The following is a 22,165-nucleotide window of genomic DNA, read 5'->3' on the forward strand; positions in this document are numbered from 1 at the left end:
TTAAGACTGTGCGTCGTGACGATCGCCATGATGCTGCTCGCCCGCAGGACGCTCCATCAAGGCTTTCATCGACAACTTCACACGACCTTTTTCGTCTGTTTCGAGCACTTTCACGCGCACGATTTGACCTTCAGCCAACACGTCAGTCACCTTCGCAATGCGCTCGTGGCTGATCTGGCTGATGTGCAACAAACCGTCTTTGCCTGGCAGCAAGTTGACCAAAGCACCGAAGTCCAAGATCTTGGTGATCGGGCCTTCGTAGACTTTGCCAATTTCGACTTCAGCCGTGATTTCGGTGATGCGACGCTTGGCGATTTCAGCCTTCTCGCCATCGGTGGCAGCGATGGTGATCGTGCCGTCTTCTTCGATGTTGATTTGGCAACCGGTTTCTTCGGTCAACGCACGGATGGTGGCGCCACCTTTGCCGATCACGTCACGGATCTTCTCGGGGTTGATCTTCATGGTGAACAACTTAGGTGCAAAGTCAGACACTTCGGTCTTGGCTTCGCCCATGGCGGCTTGCATCTTGTCCAAGATGTGCATGCGCGCTTCTTTGGCTTGAGCCAATGCGACTTGCATGATTTCTTTGGTGATGCCTTGGATCTTGATGTCCATTTGCAAAGCAGTAATACCGTTGGTGGTACCGGCCACTTTGAAGTCCATATCGCCCAAGTGATCTTCGTCACCCAAGATGTCGGTCAACACAGCAAAACGGTTGCCGTCTTTGATCAAGCCCATGGCGATACCGGCCACGTGTGCTTTCATAGGCACGCCTGCATCCATCATGGATAAGCAGCCACCGCAGACCGAAGCCATCGATGAAGAACCGTTGGATTCCGTGATTTCAGACACCACGCGCATGGTGTATGGGAACTCTTCTTTGGTTGGCAACACAGCCACCAAAGCACGCTTGGCCAAACGGCCGTGGCCGATTTCACGGCGTTTTGTAGAGCCCATGCGGCCCACTTCGCCAGTGGCGAACGGAGGCATGTTGTAGTGCATCATGAAACGGTCTTCGTACTCACCAGCCAAGGCGTCGATGCGTTGTGCGTCGCGCTCGGTACCCAAAGTAGTGACCACCAAAGCTTGGGTTTCGCCGCGTGTGAACAAAGCAGAACCGTGGGTGCGTGGCAACACGCTGTTGCGAATTTCGATAGGACGCACAGTGCGTGTGTCGCGGCCGTCAATGCGTGGCTCGCCTGCCAAAATTTGGCTGCGAACAATGCGGGCTTCGATGTCGAACAACATGTTTTCGACTTTGACCGAGTCAAACTCAACGCCGTCGGCCTTCAAACCAGCCATCACAGCGCCGTAAGCTTCACGGCAAGCGTGTGTACGGGCTTGTTTGTTACGAATTTGGTAGGCAGCGCGCAGCTTGTCTTCCGCTTGAGCAACGACCTTGGCGATCAGTGGCTCGTCCTTGGCAGGTGCAGACCAATCCCAGGCTGGTTTGCCAGCGTCGCGCACCAATTCGTGAATGGCGTTGATCGCGATGTTGCCTTGCTCGTGGCCGAACACCACAGCACCCAACATGATTTCTTCTGACAGCTGTTGGGCTTCAGATTCCACCATCAACACAGCGGCTTCGGTACCAGCGACCACGAGGTCCATCTGGCTGTCTTTGCGTTGTGTTTGGCCTGGGTTCAAGACGTATTCGCCGTTGATGTAACCCACGCGAGCGGCACCGATGGGGCCGTTGAAAGGAATACCAGAAATGCTCAAAGCAGCAGACACAGCGATCAAGGCAGCGATGTCAGCATCGACTTCTGGGTTCAACGACACGGTGTGAATCACCACGTGCACGTCGTTGTAGAAACCTTCTGGGAACAAAGGACGGATGGGGCGGTCGATCAGACGGCTGGTCAATGTCTCGTGTTCGCTGGGCTTGGCTTCGCGCTTGAAAAAGCTGCCGGGGATCTTGCCTGCGGCGTATGTTTTCTCGATGTAATCGACAGTCAAGGGGAAGAAGTCTTGGCCAGCTTTGGCAATCTTCGAACCCACGACAGTGGCCAACACCACGGTGTCATCCATGTTGACGAGCACGGCGCCGCCAGCTTGGCGAGCCATTTCGCCGGTTTCCATGGTGACCGTGTGTTGGCCCCATTGGAAGGTTTTGGTAACTTTGTTAAAAATTGACATGTGTTTTTCCTAATGAAATTTGGCAGGCCCCGGTGCAGCACACGATGCCATTCCAGAAAAGTGGGGGCTTTTTTGGAATGACACAGCTTTCGAATCTGCGCCTCGTTGTCTTGCCGTGGGTTAAAAGTTCGTTGTTGAAAGTGCAAAACGCCTGAGCTTGTTGAAAACTCAGGCGTTTTTCGCGAGAAATTTAACGATTACTTGCGCAGGCCAAGCTTGGCGATCAGAGCAGCGTAACGGTCAAAGTTTTTCGACTTGAGGTAGTCGAGCAATTTACGACGGCGGCTCACCATGCGCAACAAACCGCGACGACCGTGGTGGTCTTTGGCGTGCAATTTGAAGTGAGGTGTGAGTTCGTTGATACGAGCGGTCAACAAAGCCACTTGGACTTCGGGACTGCCTGTATCGCCTGCGGCGCGTGCGTTGTCTTTGACGACTTCAGCAATTTTTGCTGTCAACATGGTTTTTTCCTTAAATATTTGACTTGCGTTGCACCGTGGAAGTTGGTGCAACGTGCTGGTGCTTTACCCGAAAGTAAAGCCTGCTAAGTATAGCAGGACGCTTGGCATCGCTTCAATAGCGCTGCATTTGGCAACTGGTGGGCATTTGGGCGGCCTCGGGTGACAAGGACTTGATCACGCGAAAGCCGTAACTGGACCCTTCCACGTCAAAAGCCACACCAGGCTCCCCCTGATGATCCATTTGTCCGACCACCAAGGCTTGTTGAAACTGGTGATCCGCCGCACGCATGAACCCTTTTTGACCAAATTTAGTCACGCGCACCTGTTCTAAAGCACGCGCCACTGGCACCGCATCAGCTGTGCCTGCTTTTTCAACGGCCTGCACCAATGACTCCACCATCAGCTGCATGCGCATGTGCACGTAGTCATCGGCGGGTTGCGGGAAGCGCTGGCGAAATGTCTTGTAAAAATCTGCCGAAGGCTTGCCCTCAACGTTAGGCAACCAATCGGCCACAGCCACCACACGACCCACGCCCGACTGACCAATCGCGGCAGGCGCCCCTAAAGCGTTGCCGTAAAACGTGTAAAACTTACCGTCAAACCCCACCTCACGGGCTGCTTTGACCAACAAAGTCAAGTCATTGCCCCAGTTACCGGTGATCACCGCCTGGGCGCCACTGGCCTTGATTTTGGCGGCGTAAGGCAAAAAGTCTTTCACCCGCCCGACGGGATGCAACTCATCACCCACGATCTGCACGTCTGGGCGCTGCGCCGTCAACTGCCGACGCGCCTCGCGCGAGACCGCTTGGCCGAAGCTGTAATCTTGCCCCATCAAATACACGCGCTTGGTGTTTTTGTCTTGCTGAATCACCTGCATCAGCGCGGCCATGCGCATGTCGGCATGCGCATCAAAGCGGAAATGCCAGAAGCTGCAGCGCTCATTGGTCAACGCGGGATCAACCGCGGAGTAGTTCAAAAACAAGACGCGGCGCTCAGGCTCACGTTCGTTTTGCTTATTGACAGCTTCAATCAATCCGGCAGCGACCGCCGAACTGTTGCCTTGAAGCACAAAACCAGCCCCCTCGTCCACAGCTGCACGAAATGCAGAAAGCGCCTCTTCGGTTTGCCCCTTGCTGTCATGACGCACCAAGACCAACTCACGCGAGCCGCCGGGTAACTTGACCCCGCCGCGCTGGTTCACCCGCTCTACGGCCCACAACAAATTGCGATACACCGCCTCGCCCGTGTTGGCAAACGGGCCACTCAAACCCTCAATCAGGGCCAATTTAATGGGCGGCAACGCCGTCTTCACCTGCACCACAGACGGTGAAGCTTTAGGCGTCGTGGCACACGCGACCGAAGCCAATACGGCCCCACACGCCAAAACGGCAGACCATTTCAAAACAACACGAAAACACGCACCCATGACAAACTCTCTCATTTAAAAAATCAACCATCGAGAACTACGCATGCCAAGGTGGCATGGCGCCGAAGGTCACGCCAAATCAGCCAAAGGCCAGCGGGGTCGAATATCGAAACCGTAATGATGAAGCGCTTGGGCTTGACCGCCCTCGCCGCTTTGCAAGCGCATGGCTGCGGCCATGGCGATCATGGCGCCGTTGTCCGTACACAAATGCAACTCGGGGTAATGCACGCGCACACCTTGGCGCTTACACGCCGCATTGAGCTGCTCACGCAAGTGACGGTTAGCCCCCACGCCACCGGCCACCACCAAGCGCTTCAAGCCTGTTTCGCGCAATGCTGTCAGTGATTTTTTCAACAGCACATCCACAATGGCGGCCTCGGTGGACGCCGCCAAATCTGCCTTACGGGCTTCTAAGTCATCGCCCAACTTTTTAGCTTGGGTCATCACAGCCGTTTTCAAACCGGCAAAAGAAAAATCCAAATTCCCGCTGTGTAACAACGGACGCGGCAACTTGAAAGCGGCCGGATCACCCTGCTCCGCCAATTTGGACAAAGCAGGCCCGCCCGGATACCCCAAACCCATCAGCTTGGCAGACTTGTCAAACGCCTCACCGGCTGCATCGTCAATGGTTTCACCCAACAATTCGTAACGCCCCACGCCATCCACCCGCATCAATTGCGTGTGCCCACCCGACACCAACAACGCCACAAACGGAAACTCTGGCGGGTCGACGCTCAAAAATGGCGACAACAAGTGCCCTTCCAAGTGATGCACGCCCAGCACGGGTTTTTGCAAAGCGGCGCCCAATGCACACGCCACGCCCGCACCAACCAACAACGCGCCGGCCAAACCTGGGCCTCGGGTATAGGCCACGACATCAATTTCTTGCAAACTTTTTTGAGCCTCGGCCATCACCTCACGCGCCAGCGGAATCACGCGACGAATGTGGTCACGGCTGGCCAACTCAGGCACCACACCGCCATAGGCTTGGTGCATGGCAATTTGGCTGTACAAGGCATGTGACAGCAACTTGGGCAACACCGCTTGGCCATCCGCGCGCAGGTCGGCCTCAACGAGCGCTACACCCGTTTCATCGCAGGAAGATTCAATACCGAGGATCAACATAGGGGGAGAGTTTATGCGGCCAGTTCACTGCACATTCTGATCAAAGATCGACGCGCAATGCAAAGCGACCATTCAGACTGAAACAGCCTGAATGGTCGCTTGAACCGGTGAACGCGCAGGTTACTTCTGTGCAGCGTCCATGGCGGCGTTCAACGTAGCGCTTGGGCGCATCACCGCTGTGACTTTGGCCACATCAGGCAAGTAGTAACCGCCGATGTCGACAGCCTTGCCTTGAACGCTGTTGAGCTCGTCCACGATCTTGCTTTCGTTGTCTGTCAGCGTTTTGGCCAAAGATGCAAACTTGGCAGCCAAGTCTTGGTCTTCAGTTTGCGCGGCCAACTCTTGGGCCCAGTACATGGCCAAGTAGAACTGGCTGCCACGGTTGTCGAGCTGACCGGTTTTGGGCGATGGGTTCTTGTTGGTGTCCAACAATTTGCCGGTCGCTGCGTCCAAAGTTTTGGCCAAAACGGTCGCCTTGGTGTTGCCCGTTTTCAGGCCCAAGTCTTCAAAGCTCACGGCCAAAGCCAAGAACTCACCCAATGAATCCCAACGCAAGTGGTTTTCTTCCACCAGCTGTTGCACATGCTTAGGCGCTGAACCGCCCGCGCCTGTTTCGTACATGCCGCCACCGGCCATCAAAGGCACGATCGAGAGCATCTTGGCCGAGGTGCCAAGTTCCATGATGGGGAACAAGTCGGTCAAGTAGTCACGCAAGATGTTGCCGGTCACCGAGATGGTGTCCAAACCACGGCTCACGCGCTCCAAGGTGTAACGCATGGCGCGCACTTGAGACATGTGCTCGATGTGCAGGCCTTGGGTGTCGTGGTCTTTCAAGTAGAGGTCGACCTTCTTGATCAACTCGTTCTCGTGGGGACGGTAGGGGTCCAACCAGAAGATGGCAGGCATGCCAGAGTTGCGTGCGCGAGTCACAGCCAGCTTCACCCAGTCACGGATGGCAGCGTCTTTGACTTGGCACATGCGCCAGATGTCGCCTTCTTCCACGTTTTGGCTCAACAAAACTTCGCCTGTGGCCAAGTCGGTGATGTTGGCCACGCCGTCTTCTTGAATCTCGAACGTCTTGTCGTGTGAACCGTATTCTTCAGCTTGCTGAGCCATCAAGCCCACGTTAGGCACAGTGCCCATGGTCTTGGGGTCGAAGTTGCCGTGCCACTTGCAGAAGTTGATCATCTCTTGGTAGATACGGGCAAAGGTCGACTCAGGCATCACGGCCTTGGCGTCCTTCAAGCGGCCATCGGCGCCCCACATCTTGCCGCCGTTACGGATCATGGCGGGCATGGAAGCGTCCACGATGATGTCGTTGGGCGAATGGAAGTTGGTGATGCCTTTGGCAGAGTCCACCATCGCCAACTCTGGGCGGTGCTCGTGGCAAGCGTGCAAATCACGCTTGATTTCGTCTTGTTGGCTTTGTGGCAAAGCGGCGATCTTGTTGTACAGATCGGCCATGCCGTTGTTCACGTTCACGCCCAGTTCATCAAACAGTTTGGCGTGCTTAGCAAACGCTTCTTTGTAGAAAATCTTCACACAGTGGCCGAACACGATGGGGTGAGACACCTTCATCATGGTGGCTTTCACGTGCAAGGAGAACATCACGCCTGTTTTGTGTGCGTCTTCGATTTCTTTTTCATAGAACTCGACCAGCGCTTTTTTGCTCATGAACATGCTGTCGATGATCTCTTTGTCGAGCAAAGAAACTTTAGGCTTCAACAGAATGGTTTTGCCGCTCTTGGTGATGAGCTCCATCTTCACGTCACGGGCTTTGTCCAAAGTCAAAGACTTTTCGCCGTGGTAGAAATCGCCGTGGTGCATGTGTGACACGTGCGAGCGAGAGGCTTGGCTCCAATCGGCCATGCTGTGTGGGTTCTTGCGAGCGAACTCTTTCACAGCACGAGGGGCGCGGCGGTCAGAGTTACCTTCACGCAAAACGGGGTTCACCGAGCTACCGATGCACTTGGCGTAGCGAGCCTTGATGGCTTTTTCTTCGTCGGTCTTGGCGTTCTCAGGGTAGTCAGGCAGTGCGTAACCCTTGGCTTGCAACTCTTTGATCGCAGCAGTCAACTGACCCACAGACGCGCTGATGTTGGGCAACTTGATGATGTTGGCAGAAGGGTCCAGCGTGAGCTTGCCCAGTTCGGCCAAGTTGTTGGTCACGCGCTGTTCAGGCGGCAACAAGTCCGAGAACTCACCCAAAACACGGGCCGCCACCGAGATGTCGCTCTCGGCTACTTCGATACCGGCAGGCGCTGCAAATGTGCGAACGATAGGCAAAAACGCACGCGTGGCCAACAAAGGCGCTTCGTCCGTCAAGGTGTAAATGATTTTTGATTTTTCAGCAGCCATGTGTGCACTCATTCTTTTAGTGGATTGTGAGAAAAGAAATTCAGACTCGAACCTCCAACAAAACATCGGGATCAACCGCTGCTTGCGCCAGTTCTAAGCCCGCAACTTTACAACAACTGAGCCAGCGCTAGCCTTACGCAATGCTGTGTCACAACTTGGCACATCACTTGGCGCATAACTTGCAAGTTAGAGGAATGATTCCGTCCCGAAAGCCATGCTGTTGAAAGCCAAATCTCACAAAAATCAGCCACAGGCGGCCCTGCGCATCGTCGTGGTCGCGCCTGACTTGGTGGTGGAAGACCCCAGCGACGACCACGCCCGCAACCAAGCTGAGCGTTCACGCGCCTTGCGCATTGGGCTGCTAGAAAGCGGCTTCAACCTGATTGCCACCCTGCCCGCCGATGTGTTCTTGGCCGACCGCATCCACCAATTGCAACCCGATCTGATCATCGTGGATGCCGAATCTGAGGCGCGTGACGCGTTGGAGCACGTGGTGTTCGCCACCCGCGATGCCCGTCGCCCCATCGTGCTGTTCACCGACGACAACGACACCACCCATGTGCGCGACGCCGTGGCTGTGGGCGTGTCGGCCTACATCGTGGACGGCTTGTCGAGCACACGCATCCGCCCCATCTTGGACGTGGCCATGGCCCGCTTCGACTACGAAGAGCGCCTGCGCTTCGAACGAGACGACGCCCGCAGCGCCTTGCAAGAACGCACCGTGGTCGACCGGGCCAAAGCGCTGCTGATGGAGCGACAAGGCCTCAGCGAAAAAGAAGCCTTCACCAAACTGCGCAAAATCGCCATGGACAAAGGTCTGAAACTGTCCGACATCGCGCAACGCACCTTGGACATGGCCGATTTGCTGTCCTGAGTGCACCAAAGTAACAAAATCACCAAATCGGTGCCAACCCAACATCGCAGCCGCGCCAAAAGCCCCAGTTTGGGGCTTTTTTAATTCGGGAGAACCCTAGGCAGCTGGCACAGCAATTGCAATCAGTTCACAGCAAGAACCAATGACGGTTCAAGGACAAAGGCGTCCCCACCCATGCACCCAAGGTGCGTGCGGTGTGGACGCCTTTGTCGTTTCTGCCCCAGTTTTTAAATAGGAGTGATGTCATGACGAAACTTTTGGAGACCCCGATGAGCCGCCGCAACATTTTGCAAGCCGCCACCGCAGGCGCACTCACCATCGCCCCCGCCTTGCGTGCCGCGGTGTACGCCCAAGGTTCAGACAAACCTGAAAAAGAAGAAGTGCGCATTGGCTTCATTCCTCTCACCGATTGCGCCAGCGTGGTGATGGCCTCCGTGCTAGGCATCGACAAAAAATACGGCGTCAAGATCATCCCCACCAAAGAGTCCAGCTGGGCCGGTGTGCGCGACAAACTGGTCAACGGCGAGCTCGACTTTGCCCACGCCTTGTACGGCTTGATTTATGGCGTGCACATGGGTACCGCCGGTCCTAAAAAAGACATGGCTGTGTTGATGAATTTGAACCAAAACGGCCAAGCCATCACGCTGTCCAAAAAGCTCGCCGACAAAGGCGCGGTCGATGCAGCCAGCCTCGCCAAGTTGATGGCCACCGACAAACGCGAATACACCTTCGCCCAAACCTTCCCCACCGGCACACACGCCATGTGGCTGTATTACTGGTTGGCCAGCGTGGGCGTGAACCCACTCAAAGATGCCAAGGTCATCACCGTGCCGCCGCCCCAAATGGTGGCCAACATGCGCGTGGGCAACATGGACGGCTACTGCGTGGGCGAGCCTTGGGGCCACCGCGCGATTGCCGATGGCATTGGCATCACCGCAGCCACCACGCAAGACATCTGGCGTGACCACCCCGAAAAAGTGTTGGGCACCACCGGCGACTTCGTGAAGAAATATCCCAACACCGCACGCGCCGTGACCGCCGCGATTTTGGAAGCGGGCAAGTGGATTGACGCAGGCTTGCAAAACAAAATGAAGATGGCCGAAACCATCGCCGACAAGTCGTATGTCAACACCAGCGTGGACGTGATCAACCAACGCATCTTGGGCCGCTACCAAAACGGTTTGGGCAAAACCTGGGACGACCCCAACCACATGAAGTTCTTCAACGACGGCACGGCCAACTTCCCTTACCTCTCAGACGGCATGTGGTTCCTCACACAACACAAGCGTTGGGGTTTGCTCAAAGACCACCCTGACTATTTGAAGGTGGCCAAAGAGATCAACCAAATCGATATCTTCAAACAAGCGGCAGCCGCCAGCAACACCCCCGTGCCCAAGAGCGCGATGCGCAGCAGCAAACTGATGGACGGTGTGGTGTGGGACGGCTCTGACCCAAAGAAATACGCCGACAGCTTCAAAGTTCACGCTTAAAGCACCCACGAACGCTCTCGCACAAGGACACATCTCATGACTTTGAAACACCTGTTGTCACGCGTGGTGCCGCCCTTCATGGGCTTGGCACTGCTGGTGGGCATTTGGTCGCTGGTGTCTGTCACCAGCACCAACAACTTTCCCAACCCAACCGACACCTTCTGGCAAGCCGTGGATGTGTTCAGCAACCCGTTCTACAGCAACGGCCCCAACGACCAAGGCGTGGGCTGGAACGTGTGGAGTTCTCTCAAGCGCGTGGCACTGGGCTTTGGCTTGGCCGCGTTGGTGGGCATTCCTTTGGGCTTCTTGATTGGGCGCTTCGAGTTCTTGTCGCGCATGTTCAACCCGCTCATCAGTTTGTTGCGCCCTGTCTCGCCACTGGCTTGGTTGCCCATTGGTTTGTTGGTGTTCAAAGGCGCCAACCCTGCGGCCATTTGGACCATCTTCATTTGCTCCATTTGGCCCATGGTCATCAACACCGCGGTAGGTGTGCAACGTGTGCCGCAAGACTACATGAACGTGGCACGTGTGCTCAACCTCTCGGAATGGAAGATCGTCAGCAAGATTTTGTTCCCTGCGGTGCTGCCGTATATGTTGACCGGCGTGCGCCTCGCGGTGGGCACAGCTTGGTTGGTCATCGTCGCTGCGGAGATGCTGACCGGCGGCGTGGGCATTGGCTTTTGGGTGTGGGACGAATGGAACAACCTGAATGTGAAAAACATCATCATCGCCATCTTCGTGATTGGCATTGTGGGCTTGGTGTTGGAGTACGCCCTCATCAAACTCGCCACCGCATTCACCTTTGAGGAGGTGCAGTCATGAACGCATCGTTGACCAGCAAATATTTGCAAATTCAGGGCGTGGCCCAAACCTTCAAAACAGCCAAAGGCAATTTTCCTGCGCTGCGCGACATTGACCTGACCGTGGGCAAAGGCGAGTTCGTCGCCCTCATTGGTCACTCGGGTTGTGGCAAGTCCACCTTGCTCAACCTGATTGCAGGTTTGACCACGCCAACCGAAGGCACCCTGATTTGCGCCAACCGCGAAATCGCAGGCCCAGGCCCCGAACGTGCGGTGGTGTTTCAAAACCATTCACTCTTGCCTTGGCTGACCTGCTTTGAAAACGTTTACCTCGGCGTGGAACGCGTGTTCGGCCAAAGCGGCATCGTGGACGGCAAGCCCAAAGAAGACAAAGCCCAACTCACCGCACGCACCCACGCTGCACTCGACATGGTGGGTTTGAGCCACGCGGCACAAAAGCGCCCCGGCGAAATTTCGGGTGGCATGAAGCAACGCGTGGGCATTGCACGCGCCTTGGCGATGGAGCCGCAAGTGTTGTTGATGGACGAACCCTTTGGTGCTTTGGATGCATTGACCCGCGCCAAGTTGCAAGACGAGTTGCTGGCCATCGTGGCCAACACCCAAAGCACCGTGGTGATGGTGACGCACGATGTGGACGAAGCCGTGTTGCTGTCCGACAAGATTGTGATGATGACCAACGGCCCCGCTGCCACCATCGGCGAAGTGCTGCATGTGGACCTGCCTCGCCCGCGCTCACGCGTGACGCTGGCCGACGACCCTGCCTATTTGCACTACCGCAAAGCCGTGATTGACTTTTTGTACACGCGCCAAGCGCACGTGGAAAAACACTAAGGAGTTGGACATGACCAACAAACTCAAACTCGTGATGGTGGGCAACGGCATGGCCGGTGTGCGCACCTTGGAAGAACTCATCAAGCTCACGCCCGACCTGTACGACATCACCGTCTTCGGCTCGGAACCACACCCCAACTACAACCGCATCTTGTTGTCGCCGGTGTTGGCGGGTGAACAAACCTTGGATGAAATCATCCTCAACCCACGCGACTGGTACAGCGACAACCACATCACCCTGCACACCAGCTGGACGGTGACCGAGGTGGACCGTGTCAAGCGCATCGCGCACGCCACCAACGCGGCAGGTGAAGTCAAGAGCGCGCCTTATGACCGCTTGATTTTGGCCACGGGCTCTAACCCCTTCATGCTGCCCGTGCCGGGCCGTGAGTTGGACGGCGTGCTGGCCTACCGCGACATTGCCGACACACAGGCCATGATTGATGCGGCCACGAAATACAAACATGCAGTGGTGATCGGCGGCGGTTTGCTAGGCCTCGAAGCGGCCAACGGTTTGATGAAACGCGGCATGAGCGTGACCGTGGTGCACGTCGGCGAATGGCTGATGGAGCGTCAGCTCGACAAAGTCGCGGGCGGTTTGTTGCAACGCTCACTCGAAGAACGCGGCATGCAATTCCGCATGCAGGCGCACACCCAAGAATTACAAGCCGACAAAAACGGCCGTGTGGTATCGGTGTTGTTCAAAGACGGCTCACACGTCCCCGCCGAGTTGGTGGTGATGGCCGTGGGCATTCGCCCCAACACGGCGTTGGCCGAAAAAATGCACCTGCATTGTGAGCGCGGCATTGTCGTGAGTGACACGCTGCAAACCGTGACTGACCCGCGTATCTATGCCGTAGGCGAATGCGCGGCGCACCGTGGCATTGCCTATGGTTTGGTGGCGCCTTTGTTTGAACAAGGCAAAGTGTTGGCCAACCATCTGGCCGAGTTCGGCATTGGCCGCTACACCGGATCGCTCACCTCGACCAAGCTCAAAGTCACCGGCATTGATTTGTTCAGCGCGGGCGACTTCATGGGAAGCGATGACGGCAGCACCGAAGAGATTGTGTTGAGCGACCCGCACGAAGGCGTGTACAAGAAACTCGTCATCCGCAACGACCAATTGGTGGGCGCCTGTTTGTACGGCGACACCGTGGACGGCAGCTGGTACTTCAAGCTGCTGCGCGATGGCCGCAGCGTGGCCGACATCCGCGAGAAGCTGATGTTTGGCGAATCCAACATCGGTGACGTGGGCCATGAAGGCCACAGCAAAGCCGCCAGCATGCCCGACGATGCCGAGGTGTGCGGTTGCAACGGCGTGAAAAAAGGCGCGATCTGCAAAGCCATCAAAGACAAAGGTTTGTTCACCTTGGATGAGGTGCGCAAGCACACCAAGGCCAGCGCTTCATGTGGCTCGTGCACGGGCTTGGTCGAGCAAATTTTGATGTTCACCGCAGGCGGCGACTACTCGGCCACGCCGAAGAAAAAAGCCATCTGCGGCTGCACCGACCACAGCCACCAAGAAGTGCGCGACGCGATTCGTGACCACAAGCTGTTGACCAACGATGCAGTGTTTGAGTTCTTAGAGTGGAAAAAACCAAGCGCAGACACCAAAGCCACAGGCTGCGCCACCTGCCGCCCAGCCATCAACTATTACCGCATGAGCAGCTGGCCCAAAGAAGCCTTGGACGACCCGCAAAGCCGCCTCATCAATGAGCGCAGCCACGCCAACATCCAAAAGGATGGCACCTACAGCGTCATCCCACGCATGTGGGGTGGCGAGACCACCGCCGACGAATTGCGCCGCATTGCCGACGTGGTGGACAAGTACAACATCCCCACCGTCAAGGTCACGGGCGGTCAACGCATTGACTTGCTCGGTGTGAAGAAAGAAGACTTGGTCAATGTGTGGAAAGACATTGGCATGCCTTGCGGCCACGCCTACGCCAAAGCTTTGCGCACCGTCAAGACCTGCGTGGGCAGCGAGTGGTGCCGCATGGGCACGCAAGACAGCACACAAATGGGCAAAGACCTTGAAAAAGCCATGTGGCGCATGTACGCCCCACACAAGGTGAAGTTTGCTGTGTCAGGCTGCCCGCGCAACTGCGCTGAGGCCGGCATCAAAGACGTGGGCATCATCGGCGTGGACAGCGGCTGGGAGATGTACATCGCAGGCAACGGCGGCATCAAAACCGAAGTGGCCGAGTTCTTCGTGAAGGTGAAAACCTCGGAAGAAGTGATGGAGTACACCGGTGCCTTCATGCAGCTTTACCGCGAAGAAGGCTGGTACTTAGAGCGCACGGTGCACTACGTGAACCGCGTGGGCATGGACTACGTGAAGAAAAAAATCTTGGACGACGAAGCAGGCCGCAAAGCCTTGTGGGCACGTTTGCAATTTGCGCTCGACGGCGAACCCGACCCCTGGTTTGAGTTCGACAAAGCACAAGTCGACACGCGCCAGTTTGAAGCCATCACCGTTTAAGGACACACACCATGACCGAATGGAAAGTCATTTGCAAAGTTGACGACATCCCCGTGCTGGGCGCACGCCGCGTGCAGCGCGCCAAGGGGTTTGAAGTGGCGGTGTTTCGCAACGCCGAAGACAAAGTGTTTGCCTTGCTCGACCAATGCCCGCACAAGCGCGGTCCTTTGAGCCAAGGCTTGGTGTTTGGCGAAACCGTGGTGTGCCCGTTGCACAACTGGCACATTGGTTTGGTCGACGGCTGCGCCCACGCGCCCGATGAAGGCTGCACCACCCGCTTTGCGGTGCGGGTGGAAAACGGCGATGTGGCCTTGGATGTGAACGAGCTCAACACGCTCGCCATTGACGACGCCCCACACTAAAACACACACCCACCGCCTCACACCCCGTCACCCACTGCCCGAAAGCCGCCATGAAAGAAACGCGTTCAACCTGCCCCTACTGCGGTGTGGGCTGCGGCGTCATCATTGAATCCAAGGGTGGGCACATCACGGGCGTGCGTGGCGACCCCGCGCACCCTGCCAACTTTGGCCGCTTGTGCAGCAAAGGTTCAACGCTGCACCTCACAGCCAGCCCCGTGATGGCCGAACAAACGCGTTTGCTGCAACCCATGCGCCGCTTGGTGCGTGGCGGTAGTTTGCAACCCATGGCGTGGGACAACGCCATGCAATTGGCCAGCCAAACACTGGCCAGCATCGTGCGTGCGCACGGGGCCGATGCGCTTGGGTTTTATGTGTCGGGCCAGTTGCTGACCGAAGACTATTACGTGTTCAACAAATTGGCCAAAGGCCTGCTGGGCACCAACAACATCGACACCAACTCGCGCCTGTGCATGAGCAGCGCGGTGGCGGGCTACAAGCTCACCCTCGGCGCCGACGCCCCACCCGCTTGCTATGACGACGTGATGCACGCCAACTGCCTGTTCATCGCGGGCAGCAACGCGGCCTATGCGCACCCGATTTTGTTCAGGCGCATCGAGGACGCACGGGCGAAAAACCCCAACCTCAAAATCATCGTCGCCGACCCGCGCCGCACCGACACCGCCAGCAGCGCCGACCTGCATTTGCAGCTGCAACCCGGCACCGATGTGACCCTGTTTCACGGCATGTTGCATGTGATGTTGGCCGAGGGCTGGGTCGACACGGCCTACATCGCCGCGCACACCGAGGGCTTTGAAGCACTGCAAAATTTAGTGGCCGACTACACGCCCGCACGCGTGCATGAGGTGTGCGGCATCACCCCCGAACAACTGCTGCAAGCGACCCGCTGGTTTGCGGGCGTGCCGCCGAACAGCGCCAACAACGCACCTGACCCAACTTGGCGCACGCTCAGCCTGTATTGCCAAGGCTTGAACCAATCCAGCAGCGGCACGGCCAAAAACGCTTCGCTCATCAACCTGCATTTGGCAACCGCGCAAATTGGTAAAGCCGGGGCAGGACCTTTCTCACTCACCGGTCAACCCAACGCCATGGGCGGTCGCGAGGTGGGCGGCTTGGCCAACCTCATCAGCGCCCACCGCGACATGAGCAAGCCCGAACACCGCGCCGAAGTCGCAGCCCTTTGGGGCATTGACGATGTGCCGTCCAAGCCTGGCAAAACCGCGGTGGAAATGTTTGAAGCCGCCGCCGACGGCGAAATCAAAGCGCTGTGGATTGCCTGCACCAACCCCGCGCAATCCATGCCCGACCAAGCCACCGTGCGCCGCGCTTTAGAACGCGCTGAATTTGTGGTGGTGCAAGAAGCCTTTGCCACCGCCGAGACCTGCGACTTCGCCGACCTGCTGCTGCCCGCCACCACATGGGGCGAAAAAGAAGGCACAGTCACCAACAGCGAACGCCGCATCACCCGCGTGCGTGCAGCCGTGCCCGCGCCCGGGCAAGCACGGCATGACTGGCAAATCGTGGTGGACTTGGCTGCGCGTTTAGCCGAAGAGCCGGGTGTGGCACAACACAAAGACGGCCTGCATATGGCCTACACCTCGCCCGAAGAAATTTGGGTGGAGCACCGCGAATCCACCCGTGGCCGTGACCTCGACATCACGGGCCTGAGCTACGCGCACTTAGAAAACACACCCGAGCAATGGCCCATGCGTGAAGGTGCAGCCCAAGGTCAAGCACGTTTGTACGAAGACAGCGTGTTCGCCACCGCCAACGGCCGCGCCAAATTTGCGGCACTGCCCTACGTGCCCACAGCGGAAGCACGCGAGTCACGTTTTCCGTTCTCGCTCAACACAGGCCGCCTGCGCGACCAGTGGCACGGCATGACGCGCACCGGCTTGGTCGGCAAACTCTTTGGCCATGTGGCTGAACCCGTGGTGCAGTTGCACCCCGACGACATGGCGCGACTCAGCCTGACCGAAGGCAGCTTGGTGCACGTCACCAGCAAGCGCGGCTCCATCGTGGTGCCGGCCCAAGCCAGCAGCGACCTAGGCGCCCACCAAGCCTTCATCGCCATGCATTGGGGCCCTGCGTTTTTGAGCGGTCGCGATCACCAAAACAAACCCCTCGCGGGCGTGAACGCCATCACCACCTCGGCGTATTGCCCCAGCTCCAAGCAACCCGAACTCAAGCATGCCGCTGTCAAAGTGCTCAAAGCCGAACTGCCTTGGACCTTGCTGGCCGTGGCGTGGTTGCCCGAGCACAAAGCCCAAACCATTTTGCAAGCCCTGCGCGCGCGCATGGTTCAGTTTGAATTTGCCAGCTGCGTGCCTTTCAGTGGCGACGCCCCCGACAACGGCATCATCCAGGGCCCCGCACGCCAAGGTGTGCTCATGCGCGCCGCGTGTAGCGAAGCGCCCGACATGGCCTTGGTGCACGACATGGAACAACTGCTGGGCCTCCATGGGGCCGACAGCTTGCGTTACGTGGACGCCAAACGCAGCCAATTGCGCAGCATGCGTTTGCGTCATCTCGACACGGCTGATTTGAAAGACACGCAACTCGACGCCTTCCTCATCGCGGGCGACACCTCCGCCCAAGCTTGGCTCAAAACACTGCTGCAAAACCAGCAATCGGCCAAAGCCTATGGCCGCCGCCTGCTGATGACCGGCAGCCAGCCGCCCGTGGCCTTGGTCGATGCAGGCGCAACGGTGTGCACCTGCGTGGGCGTGAAAGATGTGGCCATCCAAGCCCATTTGAAAACCTGCCAAGGCGACGAAACCGAGCGTTTGGCCTCGTTGCAAGGCGCGCTGAAATGCGGCACCCAATGCGGGTCCTGCGTGCCAGAGTTGCGCCGCATGATTCGCCTGACCTTGTCGAGTGACGCGGCGTCACCCTCATTGGCCTTATAGCCCTGGGTTATCAGCGCTGCGAGACAATACGCACATGGGAATTGGCCACTACATCAAAGACATCGGGCGCGGTCGCGACGGCGCCCGCCCTCTCACGCGCGAACACGCCACGGACCTGATGGGTCAAGTGCTGGACGGCCATGCAACCGACTTAGAAATTGGCGCGTTTTGTTTGGCCATGCGCATCAAAGGCGAAACCCCCGAAGAAATGGCTGGGTTTTTAGACGCCACCCATGCCCGGCTGCAACATGTTCAAGTGGACGCTGATACCCCTGTCGTGGTCTTGCCCAGCTACAACGGTGCACGCAAGTTGCCCGTACTCACCCCGCTGTTGGCCTGTTTGTTGGCCCGCGAAGGTGCGGCGGTGGTCATGCACGGCACAGCGACCGAGTCCAGCCGCATTACCTCAGAAGCCGTCTTGGCGGTCTTGGGCATTCAGGCGCGTCAAACCGCCGGTACCGTGGCGGCGGGCGGGTTGGCATTTGTCCCCACCGAAGTGCTCAACCCCGCCTTGAAACGCCTGCTGGATGTGCGCCGCGTGGTGAACCTGCGCAACCCCGCGCACAGCTTGGTGAAGCTGATGAACCCAGTGGCGCGCTTGTCGCCAGCGCCCACAGATCGCACCTTGCTGGTCAGCAGCTACACGCATCCCGAATACGCCATTTCCATGGCGGCCACGTTGGCGCTGACCGGCGCACGCGCGCTGCTGCTGCGCGGCACCGAAGGCGAAGTGGTGGCCGACGCGCGGCGTTTGCCGCAAATCGACGCATTTGTGAACGGCACACGCACCCCCTTGGTCGACGCACAAACGGGCTCGTTGATGAAACTGCCTGAGTTGCCCATACACATCGACGCCGACAGCACCGCTCGCTACATCCAAAACGTGCTCGACGGCCAACTGCCCGTACCCGCACCGATTGCCCGCCAAGTTCAAGCGGCGCTGCAAGCGCTTGCCCTGTGAGCCTCGCTCTGAAAGTTGCCCCATGACGCAAGCCGCAAAACCCACCCCTCACATCACCTTGGTCGGCGCTGGCCCCGGCGACCCCGAGTTGTTGACGCTCAAAGCCGTCAAAGCGATTGCGTCAGCCACCGTCTTACTCGTGGACGATTTGGTGAGCGACGCCATCACAGCGCATGCATCGCCCACCGCACGCATCATCCATGTGGGCAAACGCGGGGGCTGCAAATCTACGCCGCAAGCCTTCATCGAAAAGCTCATGCTGCAAGAAGCGCAAGCGGGTGAAACCGTGGTGCGTCTCAAAGGCGGCGACCCTTTCATTTTTGGACGTGGCGGCGAAGAGCTTGAACATTTGCAGGCGCAAGGCGTGGCGGTGACGGTGGTCAACGGCATTACTTCGGGCCTCGCAGGCGTCACCTCTTTGGGCGTGCCATTGACGCACCGCGAACACGCGCATGGCGTGGTGTTCATCACCGGCCATGCCAAGCTGGGGGCGTCGGACGGTGTCGACTGGGTGGCACTGGCCAAAACCGCGCACCAAGCCAAGCTCACCTTGGTCATTTACATGGGTATGAGTGGGGCCGCGGCCTTGCAAGCGGCGTTGTTGCAAGGCTTGCGCGCCGACACGCCTGTGGCCATCGTGCATCAGGTGAGCCTGCCCACGCAACGCCACGCGGTGTGCACGTTGGCGGAGTTGCACCACACGGTGGTGCGCGAAAAGCTGGCCAGCCCCTCCGTGATCGTGGTGGGCGATGTGTTCAAAGGTTTGCTGGAAATGCAAAACCAAGCGGCAGGAAATGCGGCACACGCCGCACAAGGCTGAACTCAACGGTCTAAGCCGCTAGCAGCTGTCACACGCAGAACAGCGCTGGCGAGGGGCCTGTGCTCAGATCGCGGCATCTGACAACACAGGAGACACGTTCATGGGTCATTCACTCAAAGGCCAAGTGGCTTGGGTCACAGGCGGGGGCAGCGGCATTGGTTTGGCAGGGGCTATCGAGTTGGTCAAAGCCGGCTCACATGTGGTGATTTCTGGGCGCAACGCGGCCTCCAACGCCTCGGGCTTGGCGGTACTGCAAGCCTTGGGCAGTGCGCAAGGCCTTGAACTGGACGTGGCCGACAAACACGCGGTCAAAGCAGCGGCGGACCAAATCTTGGCGCAGCACGGCCACATTGACATTTTGGTCAACAGCGCGGGCACCAACGCCACGAAGCGCAATTTCGATGTGGTCTCCGTCGACGACTGGGACAACGTGGTGGCCATCAACCTGTCAGGCTCGTTCTACACCGTTCACGCCGTGCTGCCGAGCATGCGCGCACGAGGCGGTGGCTTGATCATCAACGTCTCATCGTGGGCGGGTTTGTATGCCTCCAAGCTCACCGGCCCCGCCTACAACGCCACCAAACGTGCGGTGATTGCGTTGACCGAGTCGATCAACATGGAAGAAGGCGGCAACGGCATTCGCGCCAGCTCGGTGCTGCCAGGCGAAGTGGCCACACCCATTTTGAACAAGCGCCCCGTTCCGCCTTCGCAAGAGCAGCGCGACCGCATGGTGCAAGCCGAGGACATGGGACAAGCCATTTTGTTTTTGGCCCAAATGCCAGCCCGCACCTGCATCAACGAACTCATCATCTCGCCCACCTTCAACCGCTTTTACATGGGTGGCTTGGAGACCCCACCAGCCAAGCCCGCACAGTGAGATGAAGTCGCCCCACTAAACTCACCCCATGAAATTGTTTGATGTGGTGATCGTGGGTGCCGGTGCTGCCGGTTTGTTTTGTGCAGGCGTGGCCGCCCAACAGGGCTTGCAAGTGCTGGTGCTGGACCACAGCGAAAAAGTGGCCGAAAAAATCCGCATCTCCGGCGGTGGCCGCAGCAACTTCACCAACCGCGAGCTGGATGTGCGGGCCCCGCACAAACACTTTTTGGGCAATAACCCACAGTTTTGTCGCAGCGCCCTCTCGCGCTTCACGCCACAAGACTTTGTGGCGCTCATGCAAAAACACAACATCCCGTTTCACGAAAAGCACAAAGGCCAGCTGTTTTGTGACCGCTCAGCCGAAGATCTGATTCAGATGCTTTTGGCTGAATGCAACGGGTCGGCGAACGGCGGCAGCGTGACCCGCTGGCAGCCCTGCAGTTTGAAAGCGATTCGCTACTCAGATGCCGCCCCCGAAGCCCAGCGCTACGAGGTGGACACGGGCCAAGGCACCGTGCAAGCAGCCGCCGTGGTGGTCGCAACGGGCGGCTTGTCCATCCCCAAAATTGGCGCGACGGACATTGGTTACCGACTGGCCAAGCAATTTGACTTGGCCGTGATCGAGCCGCGCCCCGGCTTGGTACCCCTCACTTTTGATGGCGATGCTTGGGCGCCCTACGCCCAACTGTCTGGCTTGTCGTTGCCTGTACGCATTGAAACGGGCAACAAAAAAATGCTACAAAGTTTTGACGAAGATCTGTTGTTCACCCACCGAGGCCTGTCTGGTCCTGGGGTGTTGCAGATTTCAAGTTATTGGCAAGCGGGCACCGACATTCGCATCAACTTAGCGCCCGAGGTCAACATGGCCGAGGCCCTGCTGCGCGCCAAACAGCACTCCAAAAAGCTGATCGCCAACGAACTCAATGCTTGGGTGCCCTCCCGCTTGGCTGATGCTTGGACCAGCCAAGATGCCGCGTGGCAACGCCCAGTCATCGAAGCCAGCGACAAGGCCTTGAACCTGCTGGCGCAGCGCTTGAGCAGCTGGCCACTCATGCCCACAGGCACCGAAGGCTACAAAAAAGCCGAAGTCACCGTGGGCGGGGTGAACACACGCGACTTGTCGCAACAAACCATGGAATCCAAGCAACCTGGGCTGTATTTCATTGGAGAAGTGGTGGACATCACAGGCTGGCTGGGCGGCTACAACTTCCAATGGGCGTGGTCCAGCGCACATGCTTGTGCAAAAGCCTTGGGCGAACGCCTCAAACCCGCTGGATAAGTCGCTATAATTTATGTCTTTGCTGGCAAACCCCCAACGGCCTGATCAACTTTGTGTTGGGGAACCCCGCAGACATGGCGTTTAAGCACGATCTTCTTGAACACCCGCTGGCTGCAATATTTGGAAAATTTTGGTAATGACCACTATCCGTGTTAAAGAAAACGAACCGTTTGACGTTGCCCTGCGTCGCTTCAAGCGCACCATTGAAAAATTGGGTCTGTTGACCGACTTGCGCGCTCGCGAGTTTTACGAGAAGCCAACGGCTGAACGTAAACGTAAAAAAGCAGCCGCAGTGAAACGTCACTACAAGCGCGTGCGTAGCATGCAGCTGCCCAAGAAGCTGTACTAATCAGCTTCTTCCTGATCTGGGTTGCAAAACCCAATCAGACGCTCGCATGGGGACGCTCATGCGAGTTTTTTTTTGCCTCATCACACTTCTCACCTTTCGCCAACGGAGCCGACCATGAGCCTCAAAGCACAAATCACCGAAGACATGAAAACCGCCATGCGCGCCAAAGACAGCGTGCGCTTGGGCACCATTCGCTTGCTGCAAGCCGCGATGAAACAAAAAGAAGTGGATGAGCGAGTGGAACTGGACGACGCCATGGTGATCGCCATCGTCGACAAACTGATCAAGCAGCGCAAAGACTCGGTCGCCGCTTACCTGGCCGCGCAACGCCAAGACTTGGCTGACGTGGAAAGCGCTGAAATGAAAGTGTTGGAGGTGTACTTGCCCCAGCGTCTCAGCGCCGATGAAATCACCGCAGCCGTGAAAGCCATCGTGGCTGAAGTGGGCGCCGCTGGTCCTGGCGACATGGGCAAAGTCATGGGCGCGGTGAAAGCGCAATTGGCAGGCAAAGCCGACATGGGCTTGGTGTCTGCGGCTGTCAAAGCCGCCTTATCTAGCTGAAACAAACACTCAGCGCATAAAA

Annotated in this window: 18 protein-coding genes; 13 read left to right on the forward strand and 5 right to left on the reverse strand. The window is 57.8% G+C overall.

Annotation, left to right across the window (positions count from 1 at the left end; translation table 11 throughout):
• The 5 genes from pnp to C5F52_RS11515 all read right to left on the reverse strand — a co-directional run bounded on the left by pnp (position 1) and on the right by C5F52_RS11515 (position 7,509).
• Positions 1 to 2,139, reverse strand: a complete 2,139-nt coding sequence (gene pnp, locus C5F52_RS11495) for a polyribonucleotide nucleotidyltransferase (RefSeq protein WP_104798478.1) — start codon at positions 2,137 to 2,139, stop codon at positions 1 to 3.
• 197 nt (positions 2,140 to 2,336) lie between these two features.
• Positions 2,337 to 2,600: a 30S ribosomal protein S15 gene (gene rpsO / locus C5F52_RS11500; RefSeq protein WP_104798479.1), complete on the reverse strand. Its 264-nt coding sequence runs from the start codon at positions 2,598 to 2,600 to the stop codon at positions 2,337 to 2,339.
• Positions 2,601 to 2,712: 112 nt separating this feature from the next.
• Positions 2,713 to 4,041: a branched-chain amino acid ABC transporter substrate-binding protein gene (locus C5F52_RS11505; protein ID WP_236657833.1), complete on the reverse strand. Its 1,329-nt coding sequence runs from the start codon at positions 4,039 to 4,041 to the stop codon at positions 2,713 to 2,715.
• Positions 4,042 to 4,095: 54 nt separating this feature from the next.
• Positions 4,096 to 5,151, reverse strand: coding sequence for a tRNA (adenosine(37)-N6)-threonylcarbamoyltransferase complex transferase subunit TsaD (tsaD, locus tag C5F52_RS11510; RefSeq protein ID WP_104798481.1), 1,056 nt, complete (start codon positions 5,149 to 5,151; stop codon positions 4,096 to 4,098).
• A 120-nt stretch (positions 5,152 to 5,271) separates the two neighbouring features.
• A complete protein-coding gene (locus C5F52_RS11515) occupies positions 5,272 to 7,509 on the reverse strand; it encodes an NADP-dependent isocitrate dehydrogenase (RefSeq protein WP_104798578.1) in 2,238 nt (745 codons plus the stop codon).
• 220 nt (positions 7,510 to 7,729) lie between these two features.
• On the opposite strand from C5F52_RS11515, the gene C5F52_RS11520 reads away from it, so the two are divergent.
• The 13 genes from C5F52_RS11520 to C5F52_RS11580 all read left to right on the forward strand — a co-directional run bounded on the left by C5F52_RS11520 (position 7,730) and on the right by C5F52_RS11580 (position 22,143).
• Positions 7,730 to 8,383: an ANTAR domain-containing response regulator gene (locus C5F52_RS11520; RefSeq protein ID WP_236657834.1), complete on the forward strand. Its 654-nt coding sequence runs from the start codon at positions 7,730 to 7,732 to the stop codon at positions 8,381 to 8,383.
• Between the two features lie 245 nt (positions 8,384 to 8,628).
• Positions 8,629 to 9,873: a CmpA/NrtA family ABC transporter substrate-binding protein gene (locus C5F52_RS11525; RefSeq protein ID WP_104798483.1), complete on the forward strand. Its 1,245-nt coding sequence runs from the start codon at positions 8,629 to 8,631 to the stop codon at positions 9,871 to 9,873.
• Between the two features lie 36 nt (positions 9,874 to 9,909).
• Complete coding sequence (ntrB, locus tag C5F52_RS11530; RefSeq protein ID WP_104798484.1) at positions 9,910 to 10,695, forward strand: nitrate ABC transporter permease; 786 nt, start codon at positions 9,910 to 9,912, stop codon at positions 10,693 to 10,695.
• On the forward strand, positions 10,692 to 11,525 hold the full coding sequence (locus C5F52_RS11535) for an ABC transporter ATP-binding protein (protein WP_104798485.1): 834 nt from the start codon (positions 10,692 to 10,694) through the stop codon (positions 11,523 to 11,525). The genes ntrB and C5F52_RS11535 overlap by 4 nt, the downstream gene beginning before the upstream one ends.
• Positions 11,526 to 11,535: 10 nt before the next feature.
• A complete protein-coding gene (gene nirB / locus C5F52_RS11540) occupies positions 11,536 to 14,007 on the forward strand; it encodes a nitrite reductase large subunit NirB (RefSeq protein WP_104798486.1) in 2,472 nt (823 codons plus the stop codon).
• A gap of 11 nt (positions 14,008 to 14,018) precedes the next feature.
• Positions 14,019 to 14,369, forward strand: a complete 351-nt coding sequence (gene nirD / locus C5F52_RS11545) for a nitrite reductase small subunit NirD (RefSeq protein WP_104798487.1) — start codon at positions 14,019 to 14,021, stop codon at positions 14,367 to 14,369.
• A gap of 50 nt (positions 14,370 to 14,419) precedes the next feature.
• Entirely contained in the window at positions 14,420 to 17,296 is a 2,877-nt protein-coding gene (locus tag C5F52_RS11550) for a nitrate reductase (RefSeq protein ID WP_104798488.1), read from the forward strand.
• Between the two features lie 34 nt (positions 17,297 to 17,330).
• Positions 17,331 to 18,257, forward strand: coding sequence for a DNA-binding protein YbiB (gene ybiB / locus C5F52_RS11555; protein WP_104798489.1), 927 nt, complete (start codon positions 17,331 to 17,333; stop codon positions 18,255 to 18,257).
• 22 nt (positions 18,258 to 18,279) lie between these two features.
• Entirely contained in the window at positions 18,280 to 19,077 is a 798-nt protein-coding gene (gene cobA / locus C5F52_RS11560; protein ID WP_104798490.1) for a uroporphyrinogen-III C-methyltransferase, read from the forward strand.
• Positions 19,078 to 19,177: 100 nt separating this feature from the next.
• The gene (locus tag C5F52_RS11565) at positions 19,178 to 19,954 is read left to right on the forward strand and encodes an SDR family oxidoreductase (protein WP_104798491.1); all 777 of its coding nucleotides are present in this window, start codon (positions 19,178 to 19,180) and stop codon (positions 19,952 to 19,954) included.
• Positions 19,955 to 19,982: 28 nt separating this feature from the next.
• On the forward strand, positions 19,983 to 21,233 hold the full coding sequence (locus C5F52_RS11570; RefSeq protein ID WP_104798492.1) for an NAD(P)/FAD-dependent oxidoreductase: 1,251 nt from the start codon (positions 19,983 to 19,985) through the stop codon (positions 21,231 to 21,233).
• Between the two features lie 136 nt (positions 21,234 to 21,369).
• A complete protein-coding gene (rpsU, locus tag C5F52_RS11575; protein ID WP_007833691.1) occupies positions 21,370 to 21,582 on the forward strand; it encodes a 30S ribosomal protein S21 in 213 nt (70 codons plus the stop codon).
• 114 nt (positions 21,583 to 21,696) lie between these two features.
• Positions 21,697 to 22,143 carry a GatB/YqeY domain-containing protein gene (locus C5F52_RS11580; RefSeq protein WP_104798493.1) on the forward strand — a complete coding sequence of 149 codons (447 nt, stop codon included), beginning with the start codon at positions 21,697 to 21,699 and terminating at the stop codon, positions 22,141 to 22,143.
• Positions 22,144 to 22,165 lie beyond the last annotated feature (22 nt).

The sequence above is a fragment of the Limnohabitans sp. TS-CS-82 genome, from assembly GCF_002943475.1.

What these genes read in the sequence shown, in the direction of transcription:
- C5F52_RS11570 (WP_104798492.1), top strand. Translation starts at nt 19,983, where the DNA reads ATGAAATTGTTTGATGTGGTGATCGTGGGTGCCGGTGCTGCCGGTTTG.
- C5F52_RS11515 (WP_104798578.1), bottom strand. Translation starts at nt 7,509, where the DNA reads ATGGCTGCTGAAAAATCAAAAATCATTTACACCTTGACGGACGAAGCG.
- C5F52_RS11525 (WP_104798483.1), top strand. Translation starts at nt 8,629, where the DNA reads ATGACGAAACTTTTGGAGACCCCGATGAGCCGCCGCAACATTTTGCAA.
- ybiB (WP_104798489.1), top strand. Translation starts at nt 17,331, where the DNA reads ATGGGAATTGGCCACTACATCAAAGACATCGGGCGCGGTCGCGACGGC.
- C5F52_RS11550 (WP_104798488.1), top strand. Translation starts at nt 14,420, where the DNA reads ATGAAAGAAACGCGTTCAACCTGCCCCTACTGCGGTGTGGGCTGCGGC.
- C5F52_RS11565 (WP_104798491.1), top strand. Translation starts at nt 19,178, where the DNA reads ATGGGTCATTCACTCAAAGGCCAAGTGGCTTGGGTCACAGGCGGGGGC.
- rpsO (WP_104798479.1), bottom strand. Translation starts at nt 2,600, where the DNA reads ATGTTGACAGCAAAAATTGCTGAAGTCGTCAAAGACAACGCACGCGCC.
- C5F52_RS11505 (WP_236657833.1), bottom strand. Translation starts at nt 4,041, where the DNA reads ATGAGAGAGTTTGTCATGGGTGCGTGTTTTCGTGTTGTTTTGAAATGG.
- C5F52_RS11535 (WP_104798485.1), top strand. Translation starts at nt 10,692, where the DNA reads ATGAACGCATCGTTGACCAGCAAATATTTGCAAATTCAGGGCGTGGCC.
- pnp (WP_104798478.1), bottom strand. Translation starts at nt 2,139, where the DNA reads ATGTCAATTTTTAACAAAGTTACCAAAACCTTCCAATGGGGCCAACAC.
- tsaD (WP_104798481.1), bottom strand. Translation starts at nt 5,151, where the DNA reads ATGTTGATCCTCGGTATTGAATCTTCCTGCGATGAAACGGGTGTAGCG.
- cobA (WP_104798490.1), top strand. Translation starts at nt 18,280, where the DNA reads ATGACGCAAGCCGCAAAACCCACCCCTCACATCACCTTGGTCGGCGCT.
- nirD (WP_104798487.1), top strand. Translation starts at nt 14,019, where the DNA reads ATGACCGAATGGAAAGTCATTTGCAAAGTTGACGACATCCCCGTGCTG.
- nirB (WP_104798486.1), top strand. Translation starts at nt 11,536, where the DNA reads ATGACCAACAAACTCAAACTCGTGATGGTGGGCAACGGCATGGCCGGT.
- ntrB (WP_104798484.1), top strand. Translation starts at nt 9,910, where the DNA reads ATGACTTTGAAACACCTGTTGTCACGCGTGGTGCCGCCCTTCATGGGC.
- rpsU (WP_007833691.1), top strand. Translation starts at nt 21,370, where the DNA reads ATGACCACTATCCGTGTTAAAGAAAACGAACCGTTTGACGTTGCCCTG.
- C5F52_RS11580 (WP_104798493.1), top strand. Translation starts at nt 21,697, where the DNA reads ATGAGCCTCAAAGCACAAATCACCGAAGACATGAAAACCGCCATGCGC.